Genomic DNA, 13,450 nt, shown 5'->3' with positions numbered 1-13,450 from the left:
TTGTGTAAATATACTACAATTGCTAAATATGTTTCAAAAATCAGATATTCAAATATTAATTGCTACAATGAATCGAACCAATTTCGATTTTTTGAACGCCATGTTTGTATTTTCTGATTTTTCTGATTTTAATCTTTTAATTATTAATCAAACTTCTGAAGATAAACAGCTGTTTTCTAGTGTTGATAATATAAAAGTTGTTAATTCTTTTAAGAAAGGACTTTCAAAAAGTAGGAATTTAGCAATTCAAAATGCAACTCAATCACTTTTACTATTAACGGATGATGATGTGATTTTTCAACCTGGTTTTGAATCTCATATTTTAAGAGCTTTCAATACAGACAATAATCACGATGGTTTTCGTTTTGAGTTTTTAAATGGTAAAGGTAATTTTGCAAAAAAATATCCTAAGCATTTTGAAGAAAAACTATCACAATTAGAAATTTTAAATACATCTTCAGTAGAATTAGTTTTTAAACTACATAGTATTCAGCGAGTAAATTTAAAATTTGATGAAAATTTTGGTTTAGGAGCTGAATTTGCAATGGGAGAAGAAGCTATTTTTGTTGCAGATGCAATAAAAAAAGGATTGAAAATAGGTTTTGTTCCTGAAGTTTTAGTGGCGCATTCTCATCTATCAACAGGTCAAAGAACAGCTGTTTCAATGCAATATTTTATTCATAGCGCAGTTTTTTACAGAATTTATGGTAAAATGTATTTATTTTGGATAGCTTTGAAATTATTTTTCGATTTGAAACACAGAAAAGTAAGATTTAGAGAAATCTTCAAAATGTTAAAAAAAGCTCTAAAAGGAAAACAAACGTATGTCAACCATTCAAGATTGTAATTTACTTAATATACCAAAAATCGAAGATCCTAGAGGCAACCTTTCGGTGATTGAAAATAATGTAATTCCGTTTGAAATCAAGCGTGTTTATTATTTATATGATGTTCCAAGTGGAGCTGAACGTGGAGGACATTCGCATAGAGAACAACAAGAGTTTTTAGTAGCTCTTTCAGGAAGTTTTGATGTGGTTTTAAACGACAGTAAGCAAGAAAAAACAGTTACTTTGAACAAGCCATTTGAAGGGCTATTAATTACAAATAAAATTTGGCGCGAATTGAAAAACTTTTCATCAGGTGCGGTTTGTTTGGTAGTTGCTTCCGATGTGTTTTTGGAAGAAGATTACATCAGAGAGTTTCAGGATTTTTTAACTACTAAATCTTAATTTTTTTCCATTGATAACTTTAGGAGATTTTATCGATTTTTATTTAAAATTTAAGCAGAAAGGATTTATATTTTTGATGCGAAAGTTGTTCAAATTTTCGAATCAAAATAGAGTGGCATCTAAATGGGATAATTTTCAAACAGAATCTGATTTTTGGGTAATTCCAGAAGTAAAAGCCGATTGGAATGTTAAAATTTCTGGAGATTCAAATGTTACCTATGAGGAATACGTTGCTAAAAAGTATTTAAATTCAAGTTCTAAACTTACTTTACTTTCCATCGGATGTGGCGAAGGATTACATGAGAGAAACTTTGCTAAACAATTTCCGTTTTCTAAAATTGTTGGAATTGACATTTCTACAGAAAGCATTGAAATGGCTAAAGATTATGCTAAATCGGAAGAATTAAATATCGATTATCAAGCTGGAGATTTTACTAAAATTAATTTTGAAAATCAGAAGTTTGATGTCATTTTATTTGATTCTAGTTTGCATCATTTTAGTGCTATTGCTTCTTTTTTAAAAACAACTATTCAGCCGTTATTAAAAGATGGTGGAATTGTAGTTGTGTTTGAGTTTTGTGGCCCAAATAGATTGCAATGGAGAACTTCTCAATTAAGAAAAGTAAATCAAATTTTAGCTAATTTGCCAGAGAATTATAGAAAATTACCGAATACAAATTGGATAAAAAGTAAAGCATTTCGCCCTGGAATTTTAAGAATGTTTTTAGTGGATCCTTCGGAAGCACCTGATTCTGAAAATTTACAAAAATCATTGCATGAGAATTTCGAAGTAGTGGAAGAGATAAAATTAGGTTGGACAATCATTCAACCTTTGTTCAAAAATATTGCACATCATTTTGTAAATGACAAACCTGAAACTAAAAAATGGATTCGTTTTATTTTAGACCAAGAAGCATCTTATGTTCTTGAAACCAATGAAAATGATGCCATTTTCGGAATTTACAAAAAACGCAATCAATTGTAAGTCGAAAATTCTATTCCAATCTTTTTTAAAAGACGTTTGATTTTATAAAGTAGTTGCAAAACAAAACTTGGTAAACTAAATAGTATTTTATTAGTTAAGGTTAAGTTTTTAGGAGCTATTTGAGTATAGTATAACAAAGCATTTTCTTTATCACCAATTGATTTATATTGAATAGCATAAAAAAAGCGATGTAAGTCTAAAAATTCTTTCAAGTAAATATCCTTTTGCTCTGCCTTTTCAAATTGTGAAAAGTCCATTAATTGCATGGATTTGATTTTGTTTTTTGAAAGACTATTGGGTAAATAATAATTATAAATAGAAGTGTATTTATTATTTAATGCCACTTCATATTTAATGCCTATTTTTGTCCAAAGTTCTAAATCTTGACCGTTGGTAATGGTTGTAGTAAAACAGTTCATCTCTAAAATGATTCTTCTTGGAATCATTTGATTCAAAGTGATATTTATTCTAAATGGTCGATTGGAAAAAAAGTAATCTTTAACAATTCCTCTGAAATCATTATCAATTCCATTAAATATTGGCTTTTGAAAATGTTTTGAAGTTGTTTTTACTTGATAACGATTACAATACACACCACTATTAGGAAAATCAATATAAAGTTGATACAATTCGTCTAAATGATTTTGATTCCAATAATCATCTGCATCTAAAAATGCGATTAATTCTCCTGTAGCTTTTTCAATTCCTAAATTTCTTGCTGCCGCAGCACCTTTGTTTTGTTGTTGAAATAATTTGATTCGTTCATCTGAAAATTGAGAAACAATTTCAAAACTATTATCTGTAGAACCATCGTTTACAATTACTACTTCAAAATCGGTAAAGGTTTGAGCCAATACAGATTTTAAGGTTTCTGAAATGATGAAACCTTTGTTATAAAGCGGTATGATAACAGATATTTTTGGCATGTTTATTTGGTTGCAAAAAGAATAATTTCCTTATCAGAAAAACCTAAATAAGCGTCTTTTTCAAATTGTTTTGCAGAAACAGTGAATCCTACATTTTCTAATCGTTTTTTTAAACCATCTACAGAATAAATTCTCACGTGATCTTCCTGCCCAAAATGCAATAATCGTTCAGCTTCTGAGGTAATTGCGTAGTCTTCGTATATCTCTCCTTCTTTGAAAGGTGTTTGAATAACTACAGTTCCAGTTAGTTTCAAAACACGATGTAATTCACTAATCGCTTTTACATCTTCAATAACGTGTTCTAAAATATGATAGCAAACAATCAAATCAAATGAATTTTCTTTTTCCGGAATTTGAGTGATATCGTAAGTAACATCAGCAATAAAATCACCTGATAAATCGGAAGCAATATGGTTTACATTCTTTTCTTTTTTCCATTTACGAAATAAAGTTCGAGAAGGTGAAAAGTCTAAAACGTGAATATTAGTTTTAATGTATTGCTCTTTTAAAATTTGCCATAAACGTCTATCTCTGGCAAGACTTCCACAATTTGGACAAAGTAAGTCGCGATTTGGCAAATGTACCCAATCTGAAGCTTTGAAATCGCAAATTATACATTCGTGATGATTTCCTTTTTTAAAAATCGCATAACATTTTCGTAAAATAGGTTCTATTCTAAAAAGCAATTTTTTAGGAATAAATCGAGTTAGACTATTTTTTAACGAATTATACATGCTTTTCTTGATTAAGTAAACAAAAGTAACCTAATTTGTATAAATCTAATATAAGTAAACTTGGATTAGAAGATGTTAGGTTACTAATCATTTTTTTAGAAAGTTTTTTAAACAAGAAACGTATTAAAATATCTAGTTGCCAAAATTGAATGATGTTGTAAGCTTTCCCGATTTTTGTGTCTTTCAAATCTAATTTTTTGTTTCCAATCAATTGATTTAAAGTAGTTACTGCTTTTTCAGTCTTTTCTATAAATGTTGAACTCGATTCTATATTAAAATGAACTAATCTGTTTTCAATATGTTGAATGGGAATGTTGTTTTCTTTTAATTGTTTGATAAAAACCACATCCTCATATCCATAATCTTTTACATTATATGGGAAATGATAGTTGGAAAGTATCTCCTTTTTGAGTAATAAATTCCAAGTGAAAACAAAATGATAAGGGTTTTTCAATCGTTCTGATAATGGAATACTTTCACGCTCATTACCATATTTCCAACGAAGTAATTTATCTTTTTCAGGTTTTTCGTTCGGATAGTTTACACCACCAAATAATACCTGTGTTTCTGGATTAATCGAAGCAATTACATCTTGTAAATAGGTTTTCTTTTCAGGGAAAGCATCAGCTTCCATAATAAGAACATATTGAAATTGCGCTCGATTATTTAGTAAATTGATGTTGTTTCCACGGCCTAAATTTTCATGATTTAAAGTGTACGAGCAATGTTGTAAAAGATTAATTTCAGTATTTTCTTCAAGAAAATATTTACTTGCATCGTCTTGTACTAAAATTTCATATGCAATACCTATAGCATCTGCCTGATTTTTTAATTCCGTAACTAATGGATAAACATTGTAATTATATGTGGGAATTAAAATCGATAGCATTTACACCGATCTTTGAACTACTTCGAACATTTTTCCACCTTCAAATTTTAAAGTTTTTGAAGGGTATTTTAAAACTAAAGCATAGTCGTGAGTGGCCATTAAAATAGTTTTTCCATTCGCATTAATCTTACGGAGTACTTCCATAATTTCTACACTGGTTTGCGGGTCTAGGTTTCCTGTAGGTTCGTCAGCTAAAATTAATTCAGGGTCATTTAATAAAGCTCTTGCAATCCCAACACGTTGTTGCTCTCCACCAGAAAGTTGGTGAGGCATTTTGTTAGCAAAACCTTTCATTCCAACTTTGTCTAAAACTTCCTCGATTTTAACTTCCATTTCTTCTTTTTCTGTCCAGCCAGTTGCTTTAAGAACGAATAATAGATTTTCTTTTACACTTCGGTCAGAAAGTAATTTAAAGTCTTGAAAAACTACGCCTAGTTTTCTTCTTAAATAAGGAATATCATCTTCTTTTAAAGTTGTTAAATCATAATCTACTACGCTTCCTTGCCCTTCAGTTAAGGCTAAATCAGCGTATAGTGTTTTCAAAAAACTACTTTTTCCAGAACCTGTTCTACCAATCAAATAAAGAAATTCACCATGTTTTATCTCAATGTTTACATCAGTTAAAACTGGGTTTTTATCTTGATAAATCGTTACGTTTTTTAAGGATAGAACTGTTTGTGACATACTTAATAATGGATTTTAAAATGTAAAAGTAATAACTTATGCTTCTGTTTCAAAATTTTAAGTCGATTTCAATTAAAAATAGTGAGTTTGGTTAAAAACTATGTTCAAAAATTGTACAATAATATGTTAAGAACCTTCGTTAATACTTTCAATAAGCCTTATATTTGGAACTTATAAATAACGAATCAAATGATAAAGTATTTAAAACTTTCTTTTTTAGTGTTGTTCTTCTCGGGAACACTTTTTGCCCAACAATCTTCTGTCTATACACACGAGTTAACTGAGTTCAACAGAGCTGTCGAGTTGTATAAAGATAAACAATATCAAGCAGCTCAAATTCTGTTTGACAATGTAAAATCCAAAACCGATAATATGGAAGTAGAATCGGATTGTGCTTACTATATTGCTAATTGTGCGATTCGTTTGGACCAAATGGGAGCTGATGTTTTAGTAGAAAGTTTTGTGGAAGATTATCCAACGAGTACGAAAACGAATCAAGCGTATATTGAAGTAGCGCATTATTATTTTGATCAAGGGAATTATCCAAAATCATTAGAATGGTTCGATAAAGCGGATTCGAATAGCATGTCGCAAGCCGATAGAGAAAAATATAATTTCCAAAAAGGATATGCTTATTTCACAGCTAAAAACACGAAAGAAGCTACAAAATACTTCAACCAGGTAGTGAATTCGAAGACTTTTGGAAGTCAAGCGAAATATTATTTAGGTTATATGTCTTACGAAACGGATGATTATAAAAGCGCTAATCAATATTTCGAGCAAGTTTCTGACCAAGATAAGTACAAAGAGAAAATGGGATATTTTCAAGCCGACATGAATTTCAAGCTTGGGAATTTCCAAAAGGCCATTGATTTAGGTGTAGAACAACTGCCAAAATCTAAAGGGGAAGAAAAAAGCGAATTGTCTAAAATCATTGGTGAAAGTTATTTCAACTTGAAACAATACGATAAAGCACTTCCTTATTTATTAGCTTATAACGGTAAAAAAGGAAAATGGACAAATACCGATTTTTACCAATTAGGTTACACCTATTACCAACAAAAAGATTACGAAAACGCGATTTCGCAATTCAATAAAATCATTGACGGAAATGACGGTGTGGCTCAAAATGCTTACTATCATTTAGCAGAAAGTTATTTGAAAACCGATAAAAAACAACAAGCGTTAAATGCTTTCAAAACTGCTTCTGAAATGGAATTTGATTTAAAAATTCAAGAAGATGCGTATTTGAATTATGCGAAATTGAGTTACGAAATCGGAAATCCTTATCAATCGGTTCCTGAAGTGTTAAATGCTTACGTGGCTAAATATCCAAATACGCCATATAAATCAGAGATTAACACATTGTTGATTAGTTCGTATATCACTTCAAAAAATTATAAAGAAGCGTTAGTTTTATTAGAAAAAAATAAATCTCCAGAAAATAAATTAGCGTATCAAAAAGTAACGTTTTACAGAGGTTTAGAATTGTATACCGATGGCGATTACAAAGGTGCTTATACGTTATTTAAAAAATCGTTAGCCGAAAATAAAGATGCAAAATTCACCGCAAGAGCCACTTTTTGGAAAGCGGAAACTGAGTATAATTTAGACCAATTTGAAGAAGCAAAATTGAGTTTTAAACAGTTTTTAAATTCGACTGAAGCTTCAAATACACCTGAATACGCAAATGCAAATTACAACTTAGCGTATTCGTATTTCAAATTGAAAGAATATGAAAATGCGATTCAATATTTCGACGCTTTTACCAAATCTTCTAAAGATGATAAAATTCGTTTAACCGATGCGTATTTGAGATTAGGTGATTGTAATTTCATGGCGGCAAAATATTGGCCAGCAATGGATGCTTACAATAAAGCTATCGACATGAAAAGTGTTGACGCTGATTACGCAGCATTTCAAAAAGGAATTAGCTACGGATTTGTAAGTAAACCCGATCGTAAAATTGAAGATTTAGAGAAATTTGTAAAAACCTATCCTACCTCTCAATATGCAGATGATGCATTGTATGAATTAGGAAATACTTACGTAAATCAAAATCAGAACGACAAAGGAATTGCAACTTATGATAAATTAATCAGCGGATACAAATCAAGTTCGTATGTGGCAAAAGCGATTTTAAAACAAGGTTTGATCTACTATAACTCAAGCAAAGAAGATTTAGCTCTAGGGAAATTTAAAAAAGTGGTTGCAGAATATCCAAATTCACCAGAATCTATTGAAGCCGTTTCAACAGCTCGTTTGATTTATGTAGATAAAGGTCAAGTGGATGAATATGCGGCTTGGGTTAAAACCTTATCATTTGTAGAAGTTTCTGATGCGGATTTAGATAACGATACCTACGAATCGGCTGAAAAACAATATTTACAAAACAACAGCAAACAAGCTATTTCAGGATTCTCAAGTTATGTGAGTAAATTTCCAAACGGATTACATGCTTTGAAAGCGAATTTCTACTTAGCACAATTGTATTTTGCAGATAACTTAGAATCAAATTCTGTGAAACATTACGAATTTGTAGTTTCAAAACCTAGAAACGAATTTACAGAACAAGCTTTAGCGCGTTTGTGTCAAGTTCATTTGAAAGCTAAAAATTACGACAGCGCGATTCCAGTTTTAAAACGTTTGGAAACCGAAGCAGATTTCCCGCAAAATACTACGTATGCACAATCTAATTTAATGAAATCATATTACGAAAAACAAGATTTCACTAATGCCGTTGTATATGCTGATAAAGTATTGAAAAACGACAAAATCGATGACAGAATTAAAAGTGATGCTCAAATTATCGTAGCGCGTTCTGCTATTAAAACAAATGATGAAGCTAAAGCGAAAGAAGCGTATGCTAAATTGCAAAAAATTGCAAAAGGGGAATTAGCTGCCGAAGCTTTGTATTACGATGCTTACTTTAAAAACAAAGAAGGCAAGTTTGAACCTTCAAATGTTGTAGTGCAAAAAATTGCTCAAGATTATTCAGGATACAAATATTACGGAGCGAAGAGTTTAGTAATTATGGCGAAAAACTTCTACGGATTAAAAGATAGTTTCCAAGCAACTTACATTTTAGAAAGTGTTATTGAAAACTTCAAAGAATATACAGATGTAATCGATGAAGCTCAAAAAGAATTAGATTTCATCAAAGGAGAAGAAGCTAAACGTAATTCATCAATCACAAATTAATAAAAATCAGATAATTGTCATACTGTACTTGTTTCAGTATCTAGTATCTCATTTAAAAATATAGAAAATGAAGAAATTAAATATAATCGCCTTAGTTTTAGTCGTATTCGGAATCCAATTTTCTTTTGCCCAAGTAAAAGATGAAAACATTGGTTCGGAAGTGGTAAACATTGTGAAACCATACACACCAACTATTTCAGATGCCTTTAAGGTTAAAGAAACGCCATTGTTAGATGACGAAGACAATCAGCAAAAAGAAGTAATTCAGTACAATATTTTCTCGTTTCCGGTGGCTTCAACGTTTACACCTGCAAAAGGAAAAGCAGCTGGTGTAGATAAAATCGAAAAAGAAAAATTATACAACAATTACGCTACGTTAGGTTTCGGAAATTACCCAACTATCAACGCCGAATTGTTCATTACACAAAATTTAAGTAGAAGCAATTATGTAGGCGGAATGTTACGTCATTTATCGTCTCAAGGCGGAATTAAAGACTTGGTTTTAGATGATAAATTCTATAACACCAGTTTAGATGTAACTTACGGAGTTCGTGAACGCGATATCAGTTGGAATGTAGATTTAGGCGTGAAAAATCAAATTTACAATTGGTACGGTTTGCCAACAGAAACTATTTTCTTTGATGATCCAACAATTGCAGGAATCGATTCAAAACAAACGTACAATACGATTGCACTTGGTGGAAAAATGAGTTTCAAAGATGGGTTATTCAAAGATGCTAGCATGCAATTCAAACGTTTTTCTGATGGATTGGATTCGGGAGAAAATCGATTTTTTATCAAGCCAAATTTTGATTTCGATGTAATGAATCAAAAAATAAAAGCAGATTTCGTAGTGGATTATGTGGGAGGAAGTTTTGAAAGAATGTACGATGTAGATTCAGAATTAAAATACAGCACTATTATTGCAGGAACAAAACCAAGTATTTTGTATCAACAAGATGATTTATCGGTTCAAATTGGAGCTGGAGTATATTATGCAACTGCAAAAATCAACGGAGAAAGCGATGGCAAGATTTTTATTTATCCAAACATCAAAGCATCTTATAAATTGGTAGGTGATATTTTAGTGGCTTACGCTGGAGCAGAAGGTGATTTAGAGCAAAATTCGTATGCTGATTTCGTAGATCAAAACCCGTTTGTGTCGCCAACAATGTTTATAGCGCCAACTGATAATAAATATGATTTATATATTGGGATGAAAGGTAAATTAGCCAATTCAGTAGCGTTTAATGTTAGAGCTTCGAATAAAAATCAAGCAGATAGAGCGTTATTTGTAAGTAATGGTTTCGATGGAACAGGAACAAATACAAATGGTTATGCTTATGGAAATTCATTCGGAGTTGTGTATGACGATTTAAATACGCTAAGTATTTTCGGAGAATTGAAAGCCGATTTTTCTAAAAACGTAACTTTCGGAATCAACGGAACCTATAATAATTACTCAACCGATTCTCAAGCTGAAGCATGGAATTTACCACAATTAAAAATTGGTTCAACAGTAGATTTTGATATCAACGAAAAATGGTACGCAGGAGCGAATGTGTTTTTTGTAGGCGAAAGAAAAGATTTAATTTCAATTCAAGACGATTTAACGATTAATCCAGGAACTTTCACTACAACAGCAATAACTTTAGATAGCTATTTCGATTTGAATGCTCACGTAGGCTACAAATACAACGCAAGATTAACCGCTTTCTTAAAAGGAAACAACTTAGCCAATCAACAATACAACCGTTGGGCAAATTTCCCAGTACAAGGAATTCAGGTGTTGTTAGGTGCTAATTACAAATTCGATTTCTAAAATTTAAACGCAAAGACACAAAGTTTTTCGCAAAGTTCGCAAAGTTTTTCCACAACGTTTGTCATGCTGAAAGCATCTCTGAAATAATACAATTATGAAAAAGTTTATTTACATATCATTTCTTTTAATATTTGGTGAGGCATTTTCTCAAAATGAAAATTCTAACAAAAGTGATTCTATAGTTTGGAGAAAAGTTACTTGTGAAGGTGGAACCGAACAAGCAAAAATCGATTTTAAAAATGGGATTTTTAATTGTTTTTCATATGGTTTAATTTTTGAAAAAAATCCTGAATTAAGGGCCTATATTCGAAACTACACAAAAAACAAATACGGGATTGATACAAAAAATGCAGGTTGTGTAATTACTGAATATTCCCAATGTTATTCTAAGACTATGAATGATTTAGTTTTAGATAAGTTTGGGAAAGATATTTTTGAAAAATCAAGCAAAGAAGCCGAAGAGTTATTTAAAAATGAAAAACAATAATCTTTGCGTTCTTAGCGCCTTCTTAGCGAACTTTGCGGTTAAACCATGACATTCAAACAAAAAATAAAATCCCATTATCAAAACCTATTATCTGAAAAAATAAGCGAACTGCGTTTTATGATTTCCGATTTGGCTCAAGATGCTCAAAACGATGCGAAAGGTTCGGCTGGTGATAAGCACGAAACCGCTTTGTCAATGATGCATTTGGAGCAAGAAAAACTCAATCAAAAATTAGCAGAAATCATCGGTCAAAAAAATAGCGTTGATAAAATTGATGCGGAGGCAATTCATGCCAAAGTTGCTCTGGGAAGTTTAGTTCAAACCAATGAAATGTTGTTTTATATCAGCGCCGCTTTACCAAAAATCCAACTAGAAAATAAAACGATTATTGCCGTTTCACCAAAATCACCATTAGGAAGTCAATTAATGGGGAAAAGTCTCGGAGATGAGGTTGTAATCAATAACAATCGATTTCAAATTAAATCCATCGAATAAAAACAAACACCACTCACTCGAGTGGTTTTTTTATGATTTGTAACCAAAACAAACTCAAAACCACTTTTAAAGTTTTTAATTTAATTAAAAAATCGTTTTTTAATTATTTATTGTAACTAAAATTAATTTTAAGGTTTATTATTTAAACTTATATATTCAATTTTGCTTCATCAAATTAAGTGAATGTGTAATATCACTTAAACAATTAAACATTTCAACGATTAAACTTAAAGATTATGTGCGGAATATTAGCCATTATAGGAAAAGGAAAAGAAGCAACATTAGTGCAGCAATTGTCAAAAAGGATGAGCCATCGTGGTCCAGATGAAAGTGATATTCATGTAACTGAGAAAGGTCACATTTTGGCGCATGAGCGTTTATCAATTGTCGATTTGCACACAGGAAAACAACCCATTCAAGGAACTGATTCGGCTTGGATGGTACATAATGGCGAAATATACAATCACAAAAAGTTAAGAGAAACGACTTTAAAACATCACACGTTCAGAACCACATCCGATTCAGAAGTTATTGTGCATTTGTATGAAGAATTTGGATATGATTTCTGCGACATGTTAGACGGGATTTTCGCATTAGTAGTTATCGATGGGGATGATTACATTGTGGCTCGCGACCCACTGGGAGTAAAACCTTTATATTACGGAATGGATGAAAGAGGTCGCTTATATTTTGCTTCAGAAATGAAAGCTATTACCGACCAATGTAAATCATTTTCAACATTTCCTCCAGGACATTATTACACCGAAAAAACAGGTTTTGTAAAGTATTATAAACCAGAATGGGAAGCACATGAAATCGCAGTTGAGAAATTAGATTTACAAGCTTTACAATCGAGTTTAACCCAGGCGGTAGAAAAACGACTAATGTGTGATGTACCATTTGGAGTATTGCTTTCTGGCGGATTAGATTCTTCTTTAATTGCTTCAATCACTTCAAGATTGTTAGAAGGTAGCGGGCAAGAATTGCATTCTTTCTCAATTGGATTAGATGCTTCAGCTCCAGATTTAGTTGCAGCAAAAAAAGTAGCAGATTTCATTGGAACTACTCATCACGAAATTCATTTCACAGTGGAGCAAGGAATCGAAATTTTAGATAAGTTGATTTGGCATTTGGAAACGTATGATGTAACGTCAATTCGTGCGAGTACTCCAATGTATTTCTTGTCGAAAGCAATAACAGAGAAAGGAATCAAAATGGTGTTATCAGGAGAAGGAGCAGACGAAATTTTCGGTGGTTATTTGTATTTCCGAAATGCGCCATCGGTATTAGATTTCCAAAAAGAAACCATTGAGCGTGTTCAAAAGTTATTTACAGCCGATTTACTTCGTGCCGATAAATCAACGATGGCGCATGGATTAGAAGCACGAGTTCCGTTTTTAGATAAAGCATTTTTGAATTTGGCAATCAAAATTCAACCAGAAGAAAAAATGCCAAAAACTTATGACGGAATAGAAAAATATATTTTACGAAAAGCATTCGATACACCCGAAAAACCCTTTTTACCCGAAGAGATTTTGTGGAGACAGAAAGAACAGTTTTCTGATGGAGTAGGTTACAACTGGATTGATACTTTAATTGAGTATTGTTCAAGTCAAGTAACGGATGAAGAATTTGAAAAAGCAAAACTGTTATTTCCTTATAACACGCCAGTTACAAAAGAGGCGTTTTATTACAGAAGGATATTTCACAAGCATTTTCCACAAGAGAGTGCAGCACAAACCGTTCGCAAATGGATTCCAAAATGGCAAGAAAACCAAGATCCAAGTGGTAGAGCAAATGCAGCTCACGTGAAAGCGGATGTGTCTATTGCAGTAGAAAAAGAAGTGGTTTAGTATTTTTTATTAGGTTTGTTGTTTTGAAAGGCCTCTTTAATTTCGTTTTAAAGAGGTTTTTTTTATTTCTTCTGTTTTGAGGAAATTAAAAAATCATCTAAAATTTAAAATAAGGCTATTTTTATTCGATTTAAGGCACTTTTGT

12 protein-coding genes are annotated in these 13,450 nt (G+C 31.6%); 8 read left to right on the top strand and 4 right to left on the bottom strand.

Translation table 11 applies throughout. From position 1 onward, the window contains the following. Positions 1-28 precede the first annotated feature (28 nt). From OJ995_RS05240 to OJ995_RS05230, 3 genes are all read left to right on the top strand, one after another. Complete coding sequence (locus OJ995_RS05240; RefSeq protein ID WP_264368473.1) at positions 29-847, top strand: glycosyltransferase family 2 protein; 819 nt, start codon at positions 29-31, stop codon at positions 845-847. Beyond that, positions 825-1,229, top strand: a complete 405-nt coding sequence (locus OJ995_RS05235) for a sugar 3,4-ketoisomerase (protein WP_264368472.1) — start codon at positions 825-827, stop codon at positions 1,227-1,229. Before OJ995_RS05240 ends, OJ995_RS05235 begins: the two co-directional genes overlap by 23 nt. A 112-nt stretch (positions 1,230-1,341) precedes the next feature. After that, positions 1,342-2,214 carry a class I SAM-dependent methyltransferase gene (locus OJ995_RS05230; RefSeq protein WP_264368471.1) on the top strand — a complete coding sequence of 291 codons (873 nt, stop codon included), beginning with the start codon at positions 1,342-1,344 and terminating at the stop codon, positions 2,212-2,214. On the opposite strand, the gene OJ995_RS05225 is transcribed toward OJ995_RS05230, so the two are convergent. The 4 genes from OJ995_RS05225 to OJ995_RS05210 are packed head-to-tail and all read right to left on the bottom strand — an operon-like array spanning position 2,205 to position 5,447. After that, the gene (locus OJ995_RS05225; protein ID WP_264368470.1) at positions 2,205-3,140 is read right to left on the bottom strand and encodes a glycosyltransferase family 2 protein; all 936 of its coding nucleotides are present in this window, start codon (positions 3,138-3,140) and stop codon (positions 2,205-2,207) included. The genes OJ995_RS05230 and OJ995_RS05225 overlap by 10 nt on opposite strands. 2 nt (positions 3,141-3,142) lie before the next feature. Continuing rightward, the gene (locus OJ995_RS05220; protein ID WP_264368469.1) at positions 3,143-3,874 is read right to left on the bottom strand and encodes a class I SAM-dependent methyltransferase; all 732 of its coding nucleotides are present in this window, start codon (positions 3,872-3,874) and stop codon (positions 3,143-3,145) included. Continuing rightward, entirely contained in the window at positions 3,867-4,763 is an 897-nt protein-coding gene (locus tag OJ995_RS05215; protein ID WP_264368468.1) for a glycosyltransferase, read from the bottom strand. The genes OJ995_RS05220 and OJ995_RS05215 overlap by 8 nt, the downstream gene beginning before the upstream one ends. Next, positions 4,764-5,447 (bottom strand): cell division ATP-binding protein FtsE, encoded by a 684-nt coding sequence (locus tag OJ995_RS05210; RefSeq protein WP_264368467.1) that lies wholly within the window; start codon positions 5,445-5,447, stop codon positions 4,764-4,766. 189 nt (positions 5,448-5,636) lie between these two features. Here OJ995_RS05210 and OJ995_RS05205 point away from each other — a divergent pair, with 189 nt between their 5' ends. The 5 genes from OJ995_RS05205 to asnB all read left to right on the top strand — a co-directional run bounded on the left by OJ995_RS05205 (position 5,637) and on the right by asnB (position 13,305). Continuing rightward, the gene (locus OJ995_RS05205) at positions 5,637-8,648 is read left to right on the top strand and encodes a tetratricopeptide repeat protein (protein WP_264368466.1); all 3,012 of its coding nucleotides are present in this window, start codon (positions 5,637-5,639) and stop codon (positions 8,646-8,648) included. Positions 8,649-8,715: 67 nt separating this feature from the next. Next, on the top strand, positions 8,716-10,470 hold the full coding sequence (locus OJ995_RS05200; RefSeq protein ID WP_264368465.1) for a TonB-dependent receptor: 1,755 nt from the start codon (positions 8,716-8,718) through the stop codon (positions 10,468-10,470). Between the two features lie 94 nt (positions 10,471-10,564). Next, entirely contained in the window at positions 10,565-10,957 is a 393-nt protein-coding gene (locus OJ995_RS05195) for a hypothetical protein (protein ID WP_264368464.1), read from the top strand. A 45-nt stretch (positions 10,958-11,002) separates the two neighbouring features. Further along, entirely contained in the window at positions 11,003-11,452 is a 450-nt protein-coding gene (locus OJ995_RS05190) for a hypothetical protein (protein ID WP_264368463.1), read from the top strand. 236 nt (positions 11,453-11,688) lie between these two features. Further along, positions 11,689-13,305, top strand: coding sequence for an asparagine synthase B (gene asnB, locus OJ995_RS05185; protein WP_264368462.1), 1,617 nt, complete (start codon positions 11,689-11,691; stop codon positions 13,303-13,305). The last annotated feature ends 145 nt before the right edge of the window (positions 13,306-13,450 follow it).

Origin of the sequence: Flavobacterium lacisediminis (genome assembly GCF_025909975.1) — a bacterium.
Classification (GTDB): Bacteria; Bacteroidota; Bacteroidia; order Flavobacteriales; family Flavobacteriaceae; genus Flavobacterium; species Flavobacterium lacisediminis.
The sequence above is the reverse complement of the archived record's forward strand: the minus strand, read 5'-3'. Positions and strand labels throughout refer to the sequence as shown.